At 63.7% G+C, this 20,436-nt stretch carries 17 protein-coding genes and 1 riboswitch; of the genes, 16 read left to right on the top strand and 1 reads right to left on the bottom strand.

The genetic code is table 11. The features are described 5' to 3' along the window. The first annotated feature begins 182 nt into the window (after nucleotides 1-182). The 11 genes from pabB (at nucleotide 183) to glnA (DAUD_RS10265) (ending at nucleotide 14,002) form a co-directional block, all read left to right on the top strand. A complete protein-coding gene (gene pabB / locus DAUD_RS10315; protein WP_012303098.1) occupies nucleotides 183-1,712 on the top strand; it encodes an aminodeoxychorismate synthase component I in 1,530 nt (509 codons plus the stop codon). A gap of 5 nt (nucleotides 1,713-1,717) precedes the next feature. Continuing rightward, nucleotides 1,718-2,566, top strand: coding sequence for an aminotransferase class IV (locus DAUD_RS10310; protein WP_049752620.1), 849 nt, complete (start codon nucleotides 1,718-1,720; stop codon nucleotides 2,564-2,566). 61 nt (nucleotides 2,567-2,627) lie between these two features. Further along, a complete protein-coding gene (locus DAUD_RS10305; RefSeq protein ID WP_012303096.1) occupies nucleotides 2,628-3,224 on the top strand; it encodes an ANTAR domain-containing response regulator in 597 nt (198 codons plus the stop codon). A 144-nt stretch (nucleotides 3,225-3,368) separates the two neighbouring features. Next, a complete protein-coding gene (locus tag DAUD_RS10300; RefSeq protein WP_012303095.1) occupies nucleotides 3,369-4,706 on the top strand; it encodes a glutamine synthetase family protein in 1,338 nt (445 codons plus the stop codon). Nucleotides 4,707-4,779: 73 nt separating this feature from the next. Further along, on the top strand, nucleotides 4,780-6,357 hold the full coding sequence (locus DAUD_RS10295; RefSeq protein WP_012303094.1) for a glutamate synthase-related protein: 1,578 nt from the start codon (nucleotides 4,780-4,782) through the stop codon (nucleotides 6,355-6,357). Between the two features lie 208 nt (nucleotides 6,358-6,565). Further along, a complete protein-coding gene (locus DAUD_RS10290; protein ID WP_012303093.1) occupies nucleotides 6,566-7,144 on the top strand; it encodes an ANTAR domain-containing response regulator in 579 nt (192 codons plus the stop codon). Between the two features lie 239 nt (nucleotides 7,145-7,383). Next, nucleotides 7,384-8,715 (top strand): type I glutamate--ammonia ligase, encoded by a 1,332-nt coding sequence (gene glnA / locus DAUD_RS10285; protein ID WP_012303092.1) that lies wholly within the window; start codon nucleotides 7,384-7,386, stop codon nucleotides 8,713-8,715. Nucleotides 8,716-8,930: 215 nt separating this feature from the next. Further along, complete coding sequence (locus tag DAUD_RS10280) at nucleotides 8,931-9,971, top strand: class II glutamine amidotransferase (RefSeq protein WP_242647849.1); 1,041 nt, start codon at nucleotides 8,931-8,933, stop codon at nucleotides 9,969-9,971. Further along, the gene (locus tag DAUD_RS10275; protein ID WP_012303090.1) at nucleotides 9,968-11,560 is read left to right on the top strand and encodes a glutamate synthase-related protein; all 1,593 of its coding nucleotides are present in this window, start codon (nucleotides 9,968-9,970) and stop codon (nucleotides 11,558-11,560) included. The genes DAUD_RS10280 and DAUD_RS10275 overlap by 4 nt, the downstream gene beginning before the upstream one ends. A gap of 127 nt (nucleotides 11,561-11,687) precedes the next feature. Continuing rightward, nucleotides 11,688-12,428 (top strand): GltB/FmdC/FwdC-like GXGXG domain-containing protein, encoded by a 741-nt coding sequence (locus DAUD_RS10270; RefSeq protein WP_012303089.1) that lies wholly within the window; start codon nucleotides 11,688-11,690, stop codon nucleotides 12,426-12,428. Nucleotides 12,429-12,670: 242 nt separating this feature from the next. Continuing rightward, on the top strand, nucleotides 12,671-14,002 hold the full coding sequence (glnA, locus tag DAUD_RS10265) for a type I glutamate--ammonia ligase (RefSeq protein WP_012303088.1): 1,332 nt from the start codon (nucleotides 12,671-12,673) through the stop codon (nucleotides 14,000-14,002). A 162-nt stretch (nucleotides 14,003-14,164) separates the two neighbouring features. Here the strand turns inward: glnA (DAUD_RS10265) and DAUD_RS10260 are convergent, their stop codons facing one another. Beyond that, nucleotides 14,165-14,437 carry a spore coat protein gene (locus DAUD_RS10260; protein WP_083756671.1) on the bottom strand — a complete coding sequence of 91 codons (273 nt, stop codon included), beginning with the start codon at nucleotides 14,435-14,437 and terminating at the stop codon, nucleotides 14,165-14,167. Nucleotides 14,438-14,551: 114 nt separating this feature from the next. Here DAUD_RS10260 and DAUD_RS10255 point away from each other — a divergent pair, with 114 nt between their 5' ends. The 5 genes from DAUD_RS10255 to thiL all read left to right on the top strand — a co-directional run bounded on the left by DAUD_RS10255 (nucleotide 14,552) and on the right by thiL (nucleotide 20,435). Next, nucleotides 14,552-15,298 (top strand): gamma-glutamyl-gamma-aminobutyrate hydrolase family protein, encoded by a 747-nt coding sequence (locus DAUD_RS10255; protein WP_242647928.1) that lies wholly within the window; start codon nucleotides 14,552-14,554, stop codon nucleotides 15,296-15,298. Between the two features lie 13 nt (nucleotides 15,299-15,311). Next, a complete protein-coding gene (locus DAUD_RS10250; protein ID WP_012303086.1) occupies nucleotides 15,312-16,475 on the top strand; it encodes an amidohydrolase in 1,164 nt (387 codons plus the stop codon). A gap of 251 nt (nucleotides 16,476-16,726) precedes the next feature. Further along, a riboswitch (TPP riboswitch) is annotated at nucleotides 16,727-16,834 on the top strand. 51 nt (nucleotides 16,835-16,885) lie between these two features. After that, nucleotides 16,886-17,944 (top strand): thiamine phosphate synthase, encoded by a 1,059-nt coding sequence (locus DAUD_RS10245; protein WP_012303085.1) that lies wholly within the window; start codon nucleotides 16,886-16,888, stop codon nucleotides 17,942-17,944. Next, nucleotides 17,945-19,243, top strand: coding sequence for a phosphomethylpyrimidine synthase ThiC (gene thiC / locus DAUD_RS10240; protein WP_012303084.1), 1,299 nt, complete (start codon nucleotides 17,945-17,947; stop codon nucleotides 19,241-19,243). 178 nt (nucleotides 19,244-19,421) lie between these two features. Then, nucleotides 19,422-20,435, top strand: coding sequence for a thiamine-phosphate kinase (gene thiL / locus DAUD_RS10235; protein ID WP_012303083.1), 1,014 nt, complete (start codon nucleotides 19,422-19,424; stop codon nucleotides 20,433-20,435). Nucleotide 20,436 lies beyond the last annotated feature (1 nt).

Raw genomic sequence — 20,436 nt, 5'->3', positions numbered from 1 at the left:
GCCGACCGTAGAGGATTTTGACTAAATCCCTCTAAATACTTGTTTAATTCTGAGTTCTAAAAAAGTAGTTCGACCCCCGTTACTCACCACGGTTTTGATGCGGTGGTCAAGATGACTTGTTTGATAGCAATAGAGAGTCTTCCGTAAACTTTCTGTTTTTTTCAAGGGGGCCCTTTGTTAAGATGCTTGTCGACAAGCGGCCCTGGCCGAGCGGCCCGGAGGCGCTTTACACCCGCCTGGAAAACCGGCCGGGACTGGTTATCCTGGACAGCGGGATGGAACCGCGGGCGGACGCCCTGCACGCCTCGGGCCGGTGGTGTTTCGCCGCTTTTGATCCTTTCGCCGTTTTGGAGTGCCGGTTGGATGGTTGCCGCCTCACTGTTGGTGGCCGCGCCCGGGAGTTCAAGGGGGACCCCCTGGACATCCTCCAGAGCATCCTGGAGGAATACGCCCTGCCGCCCGGTTCGGGACCCACGCCCCTGCCTGCGGGCGGCATCGGGTTCTTGGCGTACGGGCTGCGGGTTTTCCTGGAGCCGCGGCCAACTCGGCCCGACGACCTGGATCTGCCCGTGCTCCACCTTGGGTTCTACGATGCCGTACTGGCTTTCGACCGCCGGGATGGGTCTCTCTACCTCACATCCACCGGGCTGCCGGCCGGCGGGCGCGCCCGGGCCGAACGGGCGGCGTCCAGGATGCGTTTGCTGCGGGAAGTGGTTGATTCGGCGGTTGAAAAACCGGCCTCCGCCCCGCCGGAGCCCGGGGTACCCGGGAGTACCCGCGGGTACCCGGGGGTACCCGGGGGCACCCGCGTTAGCGGGTCAGCGGGTCAGCGGGTCAGCGGGTCAGCGGGTCAGCCGGTGCCGCCCGCGGCGGTGAGTTCGAGCTTTGACCGGGCTGCTTACCTGGAGGCGGTGCGCCGTGTAAAGAACCACATTCTGGCCGGGGACGTTTACCAGGTAAACTTGGCCCAACGGTTTTCGGTTCCCTGGACGGGGTCGGCCCACGCCCTGTTCGGCAGGCTCTGCCGTGACAACCCGGCCCCTTTTTCGGCGCTGATTAAGGGAGCCGGCTTCGCTGTGGTCAGCGCCTCTCCGGAGCGTTTTCTGCACTTGAACCCCCGGACCGGTGTGGTGCACACCCGACCCATCAAGGGCACCCGCCCGCGCGGCTCTTCACCGGAGACCGACGCGCGCCTGGCCTGCGAACTGCTGGCCAGCGAGAAGGACCGGGCCGAGCACATAATGATCGTTGACCTGGAGCGCAACGACCTGAGCCGCGTCGCGCAGCCGTCATCGGTCCGGGTTCCGGAAATGCTGGTTCTGGAGCCTTTCCCGACGGTCTGGCACCTGGTGTCGACGGTGGAGGCCGAACTGCGGCCGGGGACCGGCGTCGCCGACCTCTTACGCGCCGCCTTTCCGGGCGGTTCGATCACGGGCGCGCCCAAGATCCGGGCCATGGAGATCATCGAGGAACTGGAACCGGTACCCCGGGGCGTGTATACCGGTGCCGCCGGTTATTTCAGCTTCGACGGCCATCTGGACCTGAACATCACCATCCGGACCATCGTGCTCCGCGGCGGACGGGCGTGGTTCCACGTCGGCGGCGGGATCGTGGCCGATTCGGAGCCGGAGGCCGAATACCGGGAGACACTAGATAAAGCGCGAGCGCTGTTTGCGGCGCTGGGGAGCCCGGGGCGCCGTGAAGGAGGATGAGGCCGGTGCGGGTTTGGGTTAACGGCCGTTTGGTCCCGGCGGGCGAAGCTACGGTTTCCGCGTTTGATACCGGTTTCTTGCTGGGTTACGGGGTGTTTGAAACCATGCGGTCCTTCCGGGGGAGAGTGTTCCGGCTGGAGGCCCACCTGGACCGCCTGTCCGAGGGCTGCCGGCGGCTGGGCATCAACGGCGTCCCGGAACGCGCGGAACTGAGCCGGGCGGTTGCACTCACCCTGCAAGCGAACGGCCTTACCGCGGCGCGGGTGCGTCTGACGGTGACCGCCGGGAAGGAAACCGCCCCGGGTACCGGATCGGCCCCCGGTGAACCGACCGTGGTGGTAGCGGCCTTTCCTCTGTCCCCGGAGACGGAACACCCGGTGTCCTGGACCGCCAGTACCTGTCCCCGGCCTGTTTTCTCGGGGGACCGGCTCCTGTCGGTCAAGACTATCTCTCGGGCCGGCCACACCCTGGCCCGGCGGGAGGCAAGGGCCGCGGGGTACGACGAGGCACTCCTGATCAACGAACGAGGTGTTTACACTGAGGGTACGGTGACCAACCTTTTCGTGGTTCGGGGGCGTGTATTGCAGACGCCTCCGGTATCAGACGGACTGCTGCCGGGCCTGACCCGGGAAGTGATTGGGGAATTGGCCGGGGGATTGGGTCTGGAGTTCCGTGAAGCGTCGGTGCGGGCGCAAGAATTGCTGTCCGGCGAAGAGGTCTTCCTGACCAATACTGTGGTGGGGCTGGTACCCTTGGCGGCCCTCGACGGGGTTCCGATCGGTGGGAGTGTTCCCGGCCCCCGCACCGTTTTACTCCAGCAGGCTTACCGGGCGCTGTTGATTCGGGAATGCTGACTATGTCACCCCGGGCCGGAGCGTGTTACAATACTGGCAGTGCCGGAGAAGGGGAGGGTCAATGCCGCAACTGCGCGTCCTGATCGCGGTCAAGGACGAGGCCGAGGCCAAGAAGCTTTCGGCCAAACTCCTGCAGGCCGGGCACCTGGTGATCGGCCGGGTGTGGGAGGCTAAGGACGTGTTACGCCTGGCCTTTGAGACCCAGCCCGACTTGGTTTTGCTGGATCCAGCCATCCCCGACTATGGAGGACTGGGAGTGGCCCAGGTTATCGACGATCACCGGTTGGCCCCGATTGTATTCGTTACCGCGGACTGCACCAGGCTGTCGCAACTGGCGGGTACGGGGTGGCTCTTCAGCTATCTGCTGGTTCCATACAGCGATGATGATCTGTACCTGGCGGTGGAGGCGGCCTGGTCCAATTTCAAGCGTCTTCTGGCCCTGGAGCAGGAAAACCTGCGGCTGAAAAAGACCCTGGAGTCCAGAAAACTCGTTGAGCGGGCCAAGGGTCTGCTCATGGAAAAAAAAGGATTCACCGAGCCGGAGGCTTACCGGTATCTGCAGAAACTCAGCATGGACACCTGCCGGCCGCTGGCCGCAATGGCTCGGGCGGTAATTGAAGAGTTCTCCGTTGAGCCGGAGAAGAAGGCCCCAAAATAAAGACTTGCTTTTTGTCGGCTTCTCGCAATATAATAAGAATCGGTTAGGCCTCATAACGTAATTCGGGGCAACGGCGTCCCAGGTAGATTCCCGTGCGGAGTCTGCTTGGGGCGTTCTTTTTGAGTTGAAAAGGAGGAAGCTTACGTGGAAATCAACCGCCAGGCGGCCGGTGAAGTCCTGGCCTTGGCCGCGGAAACCGGCGTGAAATTCGTCCGGCTGCAGGTCACCGACTTCACCGGTTCCCTTAAGAACCTGGCCATTACCATAGAGGAACTGAACCGGGCCTTGGAAGGCCGGCTCACTTTTGACAGCGCCATCATCGAGGGTTTTAGCGGCAGTCGGGAAAGAGAGATTCTGCTTATCCCCGACCCGGAAACCTTTGTGATCTTTCCCTGGCGGCCCCGGGACGGGGCTGTGGCTCGCCTGATCTGCCAGGCGGCCGATCTGGACGGGAATCCTTATCCCACTTGTTCCCGGACCATACTTCGCAAGAACTTGGATGCCTTGCGGGAGCGCGGCTGGTGGTTCCGGATCGGCGCCGAAATCGAGTTTTTTCTCTTCCACGTCGGGGAACAGGGCCTGCCCACCACGGTGACCCATGACCAGGCCGGATACTGCGATCTTACTCCGGTGGACCTGGGAGAAAACGCCCGGCGGGACATGGTCCTCACCCTGCAGGAAATGGGGATCAAGGTCCGGTCGTCGCACCATGAGGTTTCGCCGGGCCAGCACGAGATCGGCCTCGGTGAAGGTGAGGCGCTGGAAATGGCAGACCGGATCACCACCTTCAAGTTTGTGGTCCGGACCGTGGCCCAGCGGCACGGCCTGCACGCTTCGTTTATGCCGCGGCCGCTGGCCGGACGCCGCGGTTCGGGAGTGAAACTGCACTTGACCCTCTGGCGGGAAGAGGAAAACCTGTTCGCGGACGGGGAGGATCCCGGCCGGTTCAGCACCACCGCGCGCCGGTTCGCCGCCGGGCTGCTCGCCCACGCGCCCGCCCTGGCGGCCGTGACCAATCCCTTGGTTAATTCCTATAAGCGCCTGGTTCCGGACGGTTTCCACCCGGTGCTGGCTGCCTGGTCAACCGACAGCCGCGCCACCATGCTCCGGATGCCGGCACCGGCGGGAGACGAGCCGCACCTGTTGTTGCGCAGCCCGGACCCGACGGCCAACTCCTATCTGGCGCTGGCGGGGATCCTCGCCGCCGGCCTGGACGGGGTGGACAGCGGGCTCGAACTACCGGAGCCCGTACCCGGCACGGTGGACGGGGACCTGGACACGCTTCGGGACGCGGTGCGCACCAACGGCCTGCCCCGGCACCTGGAAGCGGCGCTTTCGGCCTTTGGCACCAACACCGTGCTCCGCGGGGCGCTTGGGGATGAGTTTTGCCGCCGGTATGCCGAGTTCAAGGAACAAGAGTGGCTGGGTTTCCTGACTGCGGTGCACCCCTGGGAAATCGACACTTATCTGGCCCGGTATTAAGTCTTTCGGTAGGACTCGGTTCGGGATGAACCGTTGGTTCTAAAGAAAAAAAGGGAGAGGAGAGTCCACCAAGATGCATCTGAGTAGTGGCACCAACGCCACCGCAGCCACCACCACCAGGCTGCGCACCGGGGATAGCAAGTGCCCCCAGAGCGGGATGTGCGTGACCTGCCTGGACGGCTGCCCCGGATTCTGTGAAATCGCGCGCTCGGCCGTGCGGGGGAAGGAATTGCTTTACCCCAAACCGTTCGGCAAGACTACCTCGGCCGGCCAGAAAAAGTACCCGGTTGACTACTCACACTTGAATATCATGGGTACGGCCGTAGGCGCGGTTGGTATTGAACCGGACCCGGACAAAGCCATCTTTCCGGCCGTGGACCTTAAAACCAGCCTGGGTGCCAACGGCGACCTGCATTTGGATTTCCCGGTTGTCGTTCCGGCCATGGGCTCCACCGATGTTGCCGCGAACAACTGGGACCACCTGGCCGCCGGCGTGGCCCTGGCCGGGGCCGGGATCCTGATCGGGGAAAACGTTTGCGCCATGGACCCGAATTCGGAGATCAGGAACGGGCGCGTGGTATACTCGCCGAACATGGAAGGACGGGTGCGCGCCTTCCAGGACTGGTACAACGGTGCCGGCTTCATCGGGGTGCAGGCCAACGTCGAGGACACCCGGCTGGGCGTGCAGGAATACTGTATCGAGAAGCTTGGCGTTGAAGTGGTGGAAATCAAGTGGGGTCAGGGGGCCAAAGACATCGGCGGCGAGGTGAAGGTCAACAGCATCGAGCGGGCCCTGGAACTGAAAAAGCGCGGTTACATCGTCTTACCCGACCCGGAGGACGAAGTGGTCAAGGAGGCCTACCGGGAGGGTGCCCTGCGGGAATTCGAGCGCCACTCCCGGATCGGGATGGTGGATTGGGAGTCCTTCGCCGAGCGGGTTGAGGCACTCCGCCGGGCGGGAGCCAAGTACGTCTTCCTGAAGACGGGCGCCTATCGGCCGGCCGACCTGGCCCGGGCCGTGAAGTTCGCGTCCGACGCCCGGCTGGACCTTTTAACAGTGGACGGTGCCGGCGGCGGCACCGGAATGAGCCCGTGGCGGATGATGAACGAGTGGGGGATGCCCACCCTGTATCTCCAGGCGCTGCTGACCCGGTATTGCGACCGGCTGGCGGCGAAGGGGGCCTACATTCCACCCATCTGCATCGCCGGCGGGTTGACGTTGGAGGACCACATGTTCAAGGGCTTCGCCCTGAGCGCGCCCTACGTCAAGGCTATCGGGATGGCCCGCTCCCCGCTTGCCGCGGCCATGGTCGCGAAAACGGTGGGTGAGTCGATCAAGCAGGGACGAGTACTGCCCGAGTACCAGGCCTACGGGAACCGGATCGAACGGGTGTTCATCATGGCCACCACGTTGAAGGCTCAGCTCGGGGCCGATTACGAGCGGCTGCCCGTAGGGGCGATCGGCGTCTATACCTATTTCGCCCGGCTGGCCCAGGGTCTACGCCAGTTTATGTGCGGCGCCCGCAAGTTCGCGCTGGAGTACATCACCCGCGACGACCTGGTGGCGCTCACCCCAGAGGCAGCCGAGATCACCGGCATTTCCTACCTGATGGACGCTGACGCCGCGGAAGTCGACCGGATACTGGGATAATGTATACTTGCCGGGAACGGGCTAGAAAGACTTGATCACACCGGAAAACGGGTTTATAATACCGCTAGACAATCAAACAGTTCGGGTACGATGAAGTATCCGGTAAAGGCGATGATGCCCTTGCCAGACCGTGGTCCGGTCTGGCGGGGCATTTGTATTTGAGCTTTGTTAAGGGAAACGCGTTCCTAATTCTTAGGGGGTAAAGGGTTTGGCACTGCAGGAGCGGGTGATCCTGGTGGACCCGGACGCGCGCGGCAGAACCAACATCAAGGGAATGCTCAGCCAGGCGGAGTATCTGGTGATCGGTGAAGCCGAGGACGGCATCACGGCCCTGAAGATGATCCGTGACCGGCAGCCCGACCTGGTGTTGGCGGAAGCTTCCCTGCCCGGGGTCAACGGCCTGGATTTGGCCCGGATCGTACACGACGACCGCCTGGCCCCGGTCATCCTGATGTCCGGCGTCTTTGGCCGGGAGATGATGGCCCGCGTCCGGGAGGTGCGGGCGGCCGGTTTCCTGCCCAAACCGGTTGATGAAGTCAGCCTGCTCACCGTGGTGGAGGTGGCTCTGGCCCACTATGCGGAGGTGATGGACCTGGAGCGGAAAGTGATGAAGCTTAAGGAGGAACTGGACACCAGGAAGGTGGTGGAACGGGCCAAAGGCATCCTGATGTCCCAGTTGGGGCTCACGGAGGCCGAGGCCTTCCGTCGTATTCAAAAGCAGAGCATGAACCGGCGGCTCTCCATGCGGGCGGTGGCCGAAGCCATCATCCTGGCGCACAACGTCTGATTCCGGTTCGGGCTCGGCGGCGCCAAAGATTTGAAGAGGCCCGCCCCGGCTGTGGGGCCGGGATTTGCAGAGTGGATCGGGGTTTATCGCCGTCCGGTTTGAAAACCGCATAAGGGTACACGGAGGTACCCGCTTTATAAGAGGCAATGGCGCCCTTTCATAAGGAGGTGTGAAACCACCCCTTTGATTGGGCGTTTTTTGTTTGTGTCCAAACATATTAAAGAAAGGGTTGGTTCGAAGTGGAAACCGCGGTCAAACAGGAAATCCTGGAGAAGGCCAGGAGACTGGGGGTCAAGTTCGTCCGGCTGCAGTTCACCGATATTTTGGGTGTCTTGAAGAATGTCGCCATCCCGGTGGAACAACTGGACAAGGCCCTCGACGGCGAACTGATGTTCGACGGGTCTTCGATCCATGGTTTCGCCCGGATTGAGGAATCGGACATGTACCTGCGCCCGGACCCGAACACCTTTGTGATCTTCCCGTGGCGTCCCCGGGACGGGGCGGTGGCGCGCCTGATCTGCGACGTCTACAATCCCGACGGCACACCGTTCGCCGGTTGCCCGCGGAACTGCCTGCGCCGGATGTTGGACCGGGCCAAGAGTATGGGTTACACCATGCACGCCGGACCGGAGATGGAGTTCTTCCTGTTTCATGTCGACGCCGACGGGAAGCCACTGCTGGAAACCCACGACAAGGCCGGTTACTTTGACCTGTCCCCGATCGACAAGGGCGAGAATGCCCGGCGGGAGATGGTGATGGCGTTGGAGGAGATGGGTTTCGAGATCGAGACCTCGCACCACGAAGTGGCGCCCGGCCAGCACGAGATCGACTTCAAGCACTCGGACGCGCTGGACATCGCCGATAAGATCGTCACCTTCAAGTTCGTGGTGCGGACGCTGGCGCAGCGTCACGGGCTGCACGCGACCTTTATGCCCAAACCGGTGTTCGGGATCAACGGTTCGGGAATGCACATGAACCAGTCCCTGTTCCGGGGCGAGGAGAACGCTTTCCACGACGCCTCGAGGCCGGACGGCCTGAGTGCGGAGGCCTACTATTACATCGGCGGGCTTCTGAAACACGCCCGGTCGATGGCGGCGATCACCAACTCGACGGTCAACTCCTACAAGCGGCTGGTGCCGGGCTACGAGGCGCCGGTGTACGTGGCCTGGGCCGAAGGGAACCGTAGCGCGCTCATCCGGATTCCACAGAAGCGGGGCCTGTCGACCCGCGTAGAACTGCGCAACCCCGACCCGGCCTGCAACCCGTACCTGGCCCTGACGGTGAACCTGGCGGCCGGCCTGGAGGGTATCAGAGAAAAGATCGACCCGCCGCCGCGGTTCCCGATCAACATCTACCACATCACCGACGCGGACCGGATGGAGCGGGGCATCACCAGCCTGCCGGCGAGCCTGGAGGAAGCGATCAAGGAAATGAGCGCCGACCCGGTGATGCGTGAGGCCCTGGGCGAGCACATTTACACCAAGTTCATCGAAGCCAAGACGGCCGAGTGGAACGAGTACCGTATCCGGATCACTCCGTGGGAGATCGACCGTTACCTGGTCAACTACTAGGCCACGATGAGGCCGGTGGCCGCAAGGTTTCGCATCCCTTTCGGCCGCCGGTATCACCAAGCTCCGGGCAACGGTGGCCGGAGCGTCTGCCGGCCGCATGGCGGCCGGAACACGCCGGCTCAACGTGGCTATAAAGCCTGGCACAAAAGAAAGTGGGTGAAGATGTGCGGGAAGGAATGGTGAGGATCCCTTCGGGATGCGCGATCTCCGGAATCATGAGCACGAAGGGGATCCGTTTCAACGGCGAGGCCATTACCAGATCTATCGCCTGCATGCATGAGCGTTCAAACGGTTTGGGGGGCGGGTTTGCCGCCTACGGGATTTATCCGGAGTACCGGGACCTTTACGCCCTGCACCTGATGTACGAAACCCCGCAGGCGCGCGTGGATACCGAGGATAACCTGCGCAGCCACTTCAACGTGGCCCAGTCCGAACCGATCCCGACGCGGCCGCTGCCGCAGATCGGGGAGGCGCCCGTGTTGTGGCGTTATTTCGTCCGGCCCGTGCGGGAAGACGGGGCGAACGGGCTCCGGGAAGACGACGACTACGTCACCGCCTTCGTGATGACGGTGAACCGGGAGATCCCCGGCGCCTTCGTATTCTCCTCCGGTAAGAACATGGGCGTCTTCAAGGGCGTGGGATACCCCGAGGACATCGCCCGCTACTACCGTCTGGAGGAGTACGAGGGTTACATATGGGTGGCGCACGGCCGTTTCCCGACTAACACTCCGGGCTGGTGGGGCGGCGCCCACCCGCTGGGGGTACTCGACTGGTCAGTGGTCCACAACGGGGAAATCTCCTCTTACGGCATCAACAAGCGGTATCTAGAGATGTTCGGTTACTGCCTGGAACTGCAGACCGACACCGAGGTGATCGCCTACCTTTTCGACCTTTTGCACCGGCGCCACGGCATCCCCTTGGACCTGGTGTGCCGGGCCCTGGCGCCGCCTTTCTGGAAAGTCATCGACCGGATGGATGATCGCGAGCGGGAACTGTACACCGCCCTGCGCCGGGTCTACGGCCCGGCGATGCTGAACGGCCCGTTCAGCGTGATTGTGGCTTTTCAAGGCGCCATGATCGGTCTTAATGACCGGATCAAACTACGGCCCATGGTTATCGGCAAAAAAGGCGACCTCATCCTGATGGGGAGCGAGGAAAGCGCCCTCCGGGTGATCGCCGAGGACCTGGACGAGGTAGGGAGCATCCGGGCCGGAGAAATGGCTATCGCCCGGCTGGAAGAAGGTGTGACCGTATGAGCAACTACCTACCTCCCGAATACCTGGTGCACATCGACGAGAGCCGTTGCCGGCGCTGCGGGGGATGCGTCCGCGGCTGCGGCTTCGGGACTCTCAAGTTCGCGCACGGCGCCTGGAAGGAAGCCATGGGTGTTTTCAAGCACGGTCAGGGGGACCTGCAGCAGGTGTTCGCCAGGATCAAGGAAAACGTTCCCGACCGGGTGGTCGCCGACCACCACAAGTGTGTCCAGTGTCACTACTGCGTGAGCCACTGCCCGGAGGGCGCGATCAGCGTCCAGGCGAATCCGCTGGCCTACCGGGGGAACCACCACTGGCGGCCGGAGTACCTGAAGAACATCTGGCTGCAGTCGAACACCGGCGGTATGGTGTTGACCGGCGCGGGCAACGATAAGGCCTATTTCAGCTATTTTGACCACATAGTGCTCGATGCCTGCCAGGTGACCAACCCGTCCATCGACCCCTTGCGGGAGCCGATGGAACTCAGGACCTACCTGGGTTCGCGGCCGGACGGACTTGAATTCGAGCCCGGGCCGGAGGGGCCGGTGCTGAAAACGAAGCTGGCGCCTGCAGTCTGCCTGGAAACTCCCCTGGTTTTCCCGGCCATGTCCTACGGGGCGATCAGTTTGAACGCTCAGAAGGCGCTGGCCCGGGCCGCGAAGGCCTGCGGTATCGTGATGAACACCGGCGAGGGTGGCATGCACGAGGACCTTTACCCCTTCGCCGACTGGATGATCGTGCAGGTGGCCTCGGGCCGCTTCGGGGTCAATCCGGGTTACCTGCGGCGGAGCGCGGCGGTGGAGATCAAGATCGGGCAGGGGGCCAAGCCGGGCATCGGCGGGCACCTTCCCGGGGAGAAAGTGGATGAGGGCGTGTCCAAGACCCGAATGATTCCGGTGGGCAGCGACGCCTTATCCCCGGCGCCGCACCATGACATCTACTCCATTGAGGATCTGTCCCAGTTGATCTACGCTCTCAAGGAAGCCACCGAGTACGCGAAGCCGGTTTCGGTGAAGATCGCGGCGGTGCACAACGTGGCGGCCATCGCCTCCGGCATCGCCCGAGCGGGGGCCGATATCATCACCATCGACGGGTTCCGGGGCGGCACTGGGGCCACGCCACTGGCCATCCGGGACCACGTCGGGATTCCGATCGAAATGGCGCTGGCCGCGGTCGACGACCGGCTGCGCCAGGAGGGCATCCGGAACCAGGTTTCGCTGGTGGTGTCCGGCGGCATCCGCCACAGCGGGGACGTGGCCAAGGCGATCGCCCTGGGGGCCGACGCGGTGGCGATCGGCACGGCCGCCCTCATCGCAATGGGCTGCCGCCTCTGCCAGAAGTGCTATACCGGCAACTGCAGCTGGGGCATCACCACCCAAAAAGCCCATTTGACCCAGAGGCTCGACCCGGACCGGGCGGCCGAGAACCTGACCAACCTGATCCGGGGCTGGTCGCTGGAACTGAAGGAGATCCTAGGCGCGCTCGGTCTGAACGCCGTGGAAAGCCTGCGGGGCAGCCGCCTCCGGCTGCGCGGCGTCGGCCTTTCGAACGCCGATCTGCGGGTCCTCGGGATCAAAAACGCAGGCAATTAATGGTCGTCGGTGGTCGGTCGTCGGTCGACGGGAGGAGTGGGTTGAATGCGGCCGGCGGCGCTTGTTGGTCGTCGGCAGTCCGCCGGGTAGGTGAAGCAAAAACGCCGAAGAGAGGGGGAGGTGGCCGATGCTGCAGATTGACGCCCGCGGTGTGCATTACCGGCAGCTCAACCAGTGGATCCGGGAGGCGATCAGGGCCGGGGAAACTGACTTCCGGCTGGAAAACGTAAACGGCCAGCGGTACATCGGTACCGGGTTGGAAGTCCCCGACGTGCGCATCGTAATCAACGGCGTGCCGGGAAACGACCTGGCCGCTTTTATGAACGGTCCGGCGATCACGGTCCGGGGCAACGCGCAGGACGGGGTGTGCAACACCATGAATTCGGGGACGGTGGTGGTCCACGGCAGCGCGGGGGACGTTCTTGGGTACGGGATGCGCGGGGGCAGACTGTTCATCCGCGGGAACGTGGGCTACCGGGTGGGCATCCACATGAAGGAATACAAGGACTTGGTGCCCGTGATCGTGGTTGGGGGCACGGCGGGCGCCTTTTTCGGGGAATACATGGCCGGCGGCCGCCTGGTGCTCCTGGGATTGGACCGGGCTGAGGGCGAACCCCTAGCCGGGGATTACCTGGGGACCGGCATGCACGGCGGGGTGATCTATCTCCGGGGCCGGCCGGAAGAGCACACCCTGGGCAAAGAAGTAAAACTCTTTGAACTGGACGAGGCGGATCGGCGGTTTCTGGATCCGCTCCTGGACGAGTTCTGCCGGCACTTCGGGCGGGACCCCGCCGGAGTCCGGGCCGCCGAATTCCACAAGCTGATTCCGGTGTCACACCGCCCGTACGGGCGGCTGTACACCCATTAGAGTAAGAATCAAGTTGCCCCCAAACCACTTGACCGCGGTTGCAACGCGGTCATTTTTTTCGGTGACGACGGAATAAGAGATCTCAACGGGCCTTCCTTATCCGTGCGTGTGTTCAGGTCCCTTCCGGGGATTGTGGCCCCTTGAAATATGTAAAAATCATGCCGGGTGTGGTATATTTATCGGGGAAGCCGCCGAACCGGTCGGTTTCCCCAGATGAATTACACGGAGGAGAGGGTTGCCGCTTGAATCATTATTCAACCGAGGATGTACGCCTGTTAGCCAAGGAACACAAGGTCGAGTTCGTCCGTCTGCAATTCACTGACATCTTCGGCGTCCTGAAAAACGTGGCCATCACCGTTGACCAACTGGACAAGGCACTCAACAACGAGTTGATGTTTGACGGCTCCTCCATCGAAGGTTTTGTGCGCATTGAGGAATCCGACATGTACCTCCGTCCGGACCCGAACACCTTCGTCGTTTTCCCCTGGCAGGCCCAGGACGGGGCGGTGGCCCGGCTGATTTGCGACATCTACAACCCGGACGGCACCCCTTTCGAGGGCGACCCGCGTTACGTGCTGCGCCGCGCCGTCGCCGAGGCGGCCGCGCTGGGCTATACCATGTACGTCGGGCCGGAGGCGGAGTTTTTCCTGTTCCACGTCGACAAAGAAGGCGCACCGACCACCCAGACTCACGACCGGGCGGGTTACTTCGACCTGGCGCCGGTGGACCACGGTGAGCAGGCACGCCGGGACATGGTTTTGACCCTGCAAAAACTCGGCTTCGAAATCGAGGCCTCCCACCACGAAGTTGCTCCCGGGCAGCACGAGATTGACTTCAAGTATGACGATGCCCTGGATGTTGCCGACAAGATCCTGACCTTCAAGTTTGTGGTCCGCGTGGTGGCCCAGCGCCACGGGCTGCACGCCACTTTCATGCCCAAACCCCTGTTCGGCGTGGCCGGTTCGGGGATGCACCTGAACCAGTCGCTGGTCCGGAACGGGGTGAACGCCTTTTACGATCCGGCGACCGAAACCCAGCTCAGTACGGAATGCCTGTACTACATCGGGGGCCTCCTGGAACACGCCCGGGCGATGGCTGCCGTATTGAACCCGACGGTTAACTCCTACAAGCGGCTGATTACCGGATATGAAGCGCCGGTGTACATCGCCTGGTCCAACCGCAACCGCAGCCCTCTGATTCGTATCCCGGCCAAACGGGGCATGTCCACCCGGATTGAGCTGCGCAGCCCCGATCCGGCCTGCAACCCTTACCTGGCGCTGGCCGTCTGCCTCCAGGCCGGGCTGGACGGCATCAAGAAAAGGACGGCCCCGCCCCCGCCCTGTGACCAGAACATCTACGTCATGACCGAGGAGGAGCGGCGGGAACTGAACATCGGGGTTTTGCCCGAGGACTTACGGGAGGCGCTGGGGGAACTCCAGGGAAGTGCGCTGATGCGCCGGGCCTTGGGGGAACACGTGTTCAACCGGTACCTGGAGGCCAAGCGGATCGAGTGGGACCGGTACCGGTGCCAGATCCACCCGTGGGAGCTGGAGGAGTACCTGACCAAGTTTTAAGCAAGTTAAGGGTCAGGACCATAACTTACCATAGCTTAAAACAGCTGTTTTCTATTCTGAATTCCGGATTCACTGATATTCAAGAATGGGTCAAAAATGGGGACAGTCCCGGGGAAAAGGGGGACAGTCCCCATTTTTCAGTCCTCTTTCTTTGAAGGGGTTCTAGACGAACGGCCCTTGGGGGCCGACCATACCCCCACCCGGCGCGGTGGTGGGGGAGTACATGTGCTGCATGTGCTGCATCGTGTTTTGGTCCATCACCGGTACCTGATAGAAACCCTTCCGGTTCATCCAGTGGAAGATTTCGTAGGCCATGTTGCTGTCGCTGACCGCTTGGGTGAGGAACTGCCGCAGGTCGGGATCGGCCGTCTCCAGAGCCCCCCGCATGGCGCTGACGGCGCCGCACTTGTGGGCAATGAGCGTGTCGGTGGCGATGGTCCGGTCGGAGAGCCTGCCGGTGTCCGGGTGCGGTTGAGTTTTTGATTATGTTGCCGGCGGTTCAGGCATAAATGAAAAAAGAAAGACCCCGGGGAGGTTTTAACCTTGACCGTGATTGGAATCACCTGTCTCCAGGAACACGAGCACGGACAGGTTTTTTTGCCCGAGTCTTACTTTCGGGCCGTGGAGCAGGCGGGGGGGGTTCCGGTTTTGCTGCCCCCGCTCAGTCCAGGGCTCGGCGTGGGGCGTATGGTCGAACTGGTGGACGGTATTCTTCTGGCCGGGGGCGGGGATGTGGACCCGGTGTTCTTCGGTGAGGAACCGCTCCCCGACACCGGCATAATCACCCCGGAGCGGGACCTCTTCGAAATCGCCCTGGTCCGGCGGGTTCTGCACGCGGGCCGGCCCGTTCTCGGCATCTGCCGGGGAATGCAGGTGCTAAACATCGCCGCCGGCGGCGACATTCACCAGGATGTGTCCCGGGCGGGGGCCCGGATCAAGCACTACCAGGAGGCGCCCCGGTGGCACCCGACCCACCGGCTGCACGTGCGGCCCGGCTCGTTATTGGCCCGGATTCTGGGGGAGGGCGCCTTGCGGGTGAACAGCCTGCACCACCAGGCCGTCCGGCGCCTGGCGCCCGGCTTCTCCGTTTCGGCCCAGGCGGGGGACGGGATTATTGAGGCTGTGGAGGGGACCGGTCCGGCCTTTGTGCTTGGAGTGCAGTTCCACCCCGAAAGCATGTACGAACGCCATCCGGTGTTCTTGAACCTTTTCGCCGCGCTGGTCGAGGCGGCCCACCACGCCTGGGGTGAAAAACCGCTGCAGGAAACGGCCGTCCGGAAGCAAACTATCCCGTAGGAGGCGATGCAAGATGTTGGCCATTACAAACGGGCGCATTCTCACCATGGCCGGAAGGGACATCCCGTCGGGGACGGTGCTGATCGAGGGCGGGCTGATCAAGGCGGTGGGCGCCGGAATAGGGGTGCCGGACGGGGCTGAGGTGCTGGAGGCCGCGGGCAAGCTGGTGCTCCCGGGGTTGATTGAACCGCACTGCCACGTCGGGATTATGGAAGAAATCTTCCGCGAGGAAGGGAACGACGGGAACGAGTACTCCGACCCGGTCACGCCCCAGCTGCGGGCCATCGACGGTGTTTACCCGGAGGATCTCGGGTTTACCGACGCTCTAGCCGGGGGAGTCACTACCCTTTGCACCACGCCGGGCAGCGCGAACGTCATCGGTGGCGAGATGGTCATCCTGAAGACGGCGGGAAAGACGGTGGAACAGATGCTGGTCCGCTTCCCGGCCGGCCTGAAAGCGGCCCTGGGTGAAAACCCCAAACGGGCCTACGGCAAGGAACGGAAGGCACCGGTGACCAGGATGGCCAGCGCGGCCCTTCTGCGCACCGCCCTGGTGCAGGGCGCCGAGTACATCCGCAAGTTGGAGCGGGCCGGAAGGGGCGACGGCGACCCGCCGGACAGGGACCTGAAGTTGGAAGCCTTGGCCCGCGTGCTGCGGCGGGAAATTCCCCTGCGGGTCCACGCCCACCGGGCCGACGACATCCTGACCGCCGTGCGGATCGCGCGTGAATTCAACCTCGACCTGGTGATTGAGCACGGCACCGAGGCCGACCGGGTGGCCGACATGCTGGTGCAGGAAGACATCCCCGTGGTCCTGGGGCCGCTCCTGGTGAACCGGCCGAAGGTGGAAATGCGGCACAAATCGCTAGAGACAGCCGCCCGGTTAGCCGAGGCCGGGGTGCGGTTCGCGGTGATGACCGACCACCCCGCAGTGCCGGTCCAGTACCTGGGGCTTTCGGCGGCCCTGACCGTCCGGGGCGGACTCAGCGAGGAGCGCGCCCTGCGGGCGGTGACCGCGGACGCCGCCGCCGTACTGGGTCTCGCAGACCGTTTAGGGACCCTGGAGCCCGGAAAAGAAGCGGACGTGGTCATAATGGACGGGGACTTCTTCGACGTCCGCAGCCGGGTGGAAAGGGTGTACATCAAGGGCCGGCTCGTCTATACGGCCGACCGCTAAAGACTCTTTGGACAGGCCTTCATCAGGTTTTTCCCCCAGCCGTTCCGCGCTTTCCTGGATAGCGCTCTGACGGGCGTCTCAGCTCTTAGTGGCGTGGATAACGCAATGCGCTATAATAGACATAAACAAGGGCGCGGAACTGTTGGCCAACGGGGAACGGCGGCGGTAAATCCCGGGATGCACTTTTAGGGTGCCGCTTCATCTTGCCGGTGCAGGATTTGACGCCTTAGACTGAGAATAAAGACCAAACCGGTTACCCATGGGGGTGCCCGGAAACGGGCTGAGAAAAGCGTGCGCGCGCTTTACCCTTGGAACCTGACCTGGGTCATGCCAGCGGAGGGAATGGGTGGTTAGCTTTTTTGATTTACCCCCCTCCCGGGGGTTTGAATGTTCTCAGGGAGTGATGTTCTTTGCGGGAAATCTGCCGGATCGCCGACGTGAACTTTAACCGGGCCAGGGAGGGCCTCCGGGTGGTGGAGGAAGCCTGCCGTTTCGTATTGGCGGACCCCGGGTTGACCGCGAGAATCAAGGAACTGCGGCATCGGCTCTCAGTCCTGGAAGAAGCCTTTCCCGGCGGCCGCCTGGCGCTGCTCGCGGCGCGGGACATTTCGGGGGATGTCGGGGCGCCGGCCCCGGAGAACCGTCCCCGTGATAATATCTTTGCCGCCGCCGGGGCCGGCTGGAAGCGGGCGCAGGAGGCCGCCCGGGTGCTGGAGGAACTGTCCCGGGAAGCGGACCCGGCACCGGCCCGACACTTCAAGGAGTTCCGGTTCGCCCTCTATGCGGCCGAGCGGGAGTGGACCCTCACTTCCGCCGCTTGGGGGCGTAAAGCCGCCTTTGACCGGGTCCGGCTCTACCTGGTGGCTGGGCGCGCGGACACCGGGGGGCGGCCTCTGGTGGAGGTGGTGCGGGCGGCCGTGGCCGGCGGAGCGGGAGCCTTCCAGCTGCGGGAAAAAAACATGGAAACCCGGGAGCTGACGGCGCTGGCCGCCGAACTGTGCGCGGTGGTCCGGTCAGCGGGGGCGCTCTTTCTGGTCAACGACCGGGTGGACGTAGCCGCGGCGGTCGACGCCGACGGGGTGCACCTGGGGCAGGACGACCTGCCGGTGGAGGCCGCGCGTCGCTTGCTCGGCCTTGGAAAGCTGATCGGGGTTTCCGTCCACAGCCCGGCGCAAGCCCGTGAGGCTTGGGAGCAGGGCGCGGACTACGTCGGCCTCGGAGCGGTGTTTCCCACGGCAACCAAGCCGGAGGCCCGCGCCGTGAGCCTGTCCCGGCTGTCGGAGTTGGCCGCTGGAGTGGACCTGCCCTCCGTGGCCATCGGGGGCATAGACCTGTCAAACATCAAAGAGGTGCTCCGGGCGGGGTTCCGGAGGGTGGCAGTGGTGCGCGCGGTGGCGGGGGCGCCCGATCCGAATCTGGCTGCCGCCGCTCTTTGCGAAGCGATTAATGAAGTATGGGGGGATCATTGAATGAACCAGATGCTGGCGGCCTGGCAGGGCACGGTCACGCCCGAGATGGAACAGGTGGCCCGGGATGAGGGCTACCCTGTGGAGCCGGTTCTTCAGGGGGTGGCGGCGGGCACCATCGTCATTCCGGCGAACATGCGGCGGAAGAACCTGAAGGCCGTCGGAATCGGGACCGGACTACGGACCAAGGTGAACGCCAATATTGGCACCTCCCCGAAGCAGTCCGCGCTGGACGATCACCGGGTGAAACTCCGGGTGGCCCTGGACGCCGGTGCCGACGCGGTGATGGACCTGAGTACGGGCGGCGACCTGGACCGGTGCCGGCGGGAGATTCTGGCGTCCTGCCCGGTGCCGGTGGGTACGGTGCCGATTTACCAGGCGGCGATCGAGGCCAAAGAGCGGTACGGGGCCATCGTCGCCATGCGCGAGGATGAATTGTTCGAAGTGGTTGAACGTCAGGCCAAGGACGGCGTGGACTTTTTCACCATTCATGCCGGGGTGACCCTGGAGAGTCTGGACCGGCTCCGAAAGCAGGGACGCCTGACGGACATCGTCAGCCGTGGAGGCTCCTTCCTCACCGGCTGGATGCTGCACAACGACCGGGAAAACCCGTTTTACAAGGAGTTTGACCGCCTGCTCGAAATCTGCCTGGCCTACGACGTGGCCTTAAGCCTGGGGGACGGGATGCGGCCGGGCTGTCAGGCCGACGCCACCGACCGGGCCCAGGTCCAGGAACTTTTGATTCTTGGTGAGCTTGTCGACCGTTGCCGGGAGGCGGGAGTACAGGTTTTCGTCGAGGGGCCGGGGCACGTGCCCCTGGACCAGATCATTATGAACGTGCAACTGCAGAAGCGGCTTTGCAAGGGGGCGCCCTTTTACGTCCTGGGTCCCCTGGTGACCGACGTGGCTCCCGGGTACGACCACATCACGGCCGCCATCGGGGGGGCGGTGGCCGCGATGGCCGGGGCCGATTTCCTCTGCTACGTCACCCCTGCTGAACACCTGGGCCTGCCCACCGTGGAGGATGTCCGGGAGGGAGTGATCGCCACGCGGATCGCCGGTCACGCTGCCGACCTGGTGAAGAGGGTTCCGGGCGCGCGGGAATGGGACGAGAGGATGTCCCGGGCCCGCAAGGCCCTGGACTGGGAAAAGCAGATCGAGTTGGCGATCGATCCCGAAAAGGCGCGTCGCTACCATACCGAACGGAACCCGGAAAAATTCGCGGGTTGCACCATGTGCGGGGAATTCTGCGCGATGAAGCTGGTGGGAGAGTACCTGGGTAAGGACTACGAGAACTGCTAGGCCCGGTGCAGGCCCGAAAAACGACGTCTTCCGCACTCTGTGTTCGTGGTAGAACGAACTGGCCCGGAGCATAATGTATTTTGAGCGGCGTTCAAATGCCCGAAGGAATCCGCCTTCTTTCCCAGAATGTTCTTCTAGGTATAATGGCGGGATTTCCCGCCGCGGTGGTGTTTGTGTAATGCGCTTGGCGGATGTCGGCGAGTCGGGGCTGGTGGAGCGGCTCCTCGGGCGGCTTGCCCGGGGCCCCGGTGTAGTCCGGGGCGCCGGAGACGACGCCGCCGTGCTCGATCTGGGCGGTAAAGAACTATTGCTGTTCACCGTGGACACCCTGGTGGAGGAAGTTCATTTTTCCAGGGCCTACGGCTCGATGCGGGATCTGGGCGCCAAGGCCATGGCTGTAAACCTGAGTGACGTCGCTGCCATGGGCGGCCGGCCGGTGTATGCGGTCGTGAGCCTGGCGGCCCCGGCGGAAACCGCGGTGGCGGACATCGACGATTTGTATGCGGGACTCGCCGGTACAGCGGCCCGGTACGGCGTTACCCTGGTCGGAGGCGACACCGTACGTCACCCGCACGGGCTCGTGATTACAGTGGCCCTTTTGGGTCTCGCCGGGCGGGAGCGGGTGCTGTACCGCAAGGGCGCCGTGTCGGGAGACCTGTTCTACGTCACCGGCAGCCTGGGGGCGAGCGCTGCCGGGCTGTTCTTGTTTCAAAACCCGCATCCGGCCTGCCCGCCGGAGGTGGAAGACCGGTTGAAAAAAGCGCACTTGAGCCCGGAACCCCGGGTGGTGGCCGGCGGCTTGCTCGCCGCCAGCGGGGTGGTCAGCGCCGCCGAGGACATCAGCGACGGCTTAGCCTTGACCGTGGCCCACATCTGTACGGCCGGCGGCGTGGGTGCGCGACTCCTGGCCGACCGGGTGCCGCTCTCCCCGGAGGTGCGGCGGTTGGGAATCCTTACCGGCAAAGACCCCCTGGAGTGGGCGCTCTTCGGGGGCGAGGACTACGAACTCCTGTTCACGGTGCGCCCCGGAGCGGCCGCCGGCCTGGAAAGAGAAATGGCGGCGGCGGGCTGGCCGGTGACCTGGATCGGGGAAGTGCTCGGTCCCGGAGAGGGGCTGTGGCTCGAAGACGCGGCGGGCGCTGGGCGCCCCCTGGTTCCCGGGGGTTACGACGCCTTCGGGACCGAACCGTGAA

Source organism: Candidatus Desulforudis audaxviator MP104C (genome assembly GCF_000018425.1).
GTDB lineage: Bacteria > Bacillota > Desulfotomaculia > Desulfotomaculales > Desulforudaceae > Desulforudis > Desulforudis audaxviator.
Note: the sequence above shows the minus strand (reverse complement) of the source record. Positions and strands in the feature narration are given on the sequence as shown.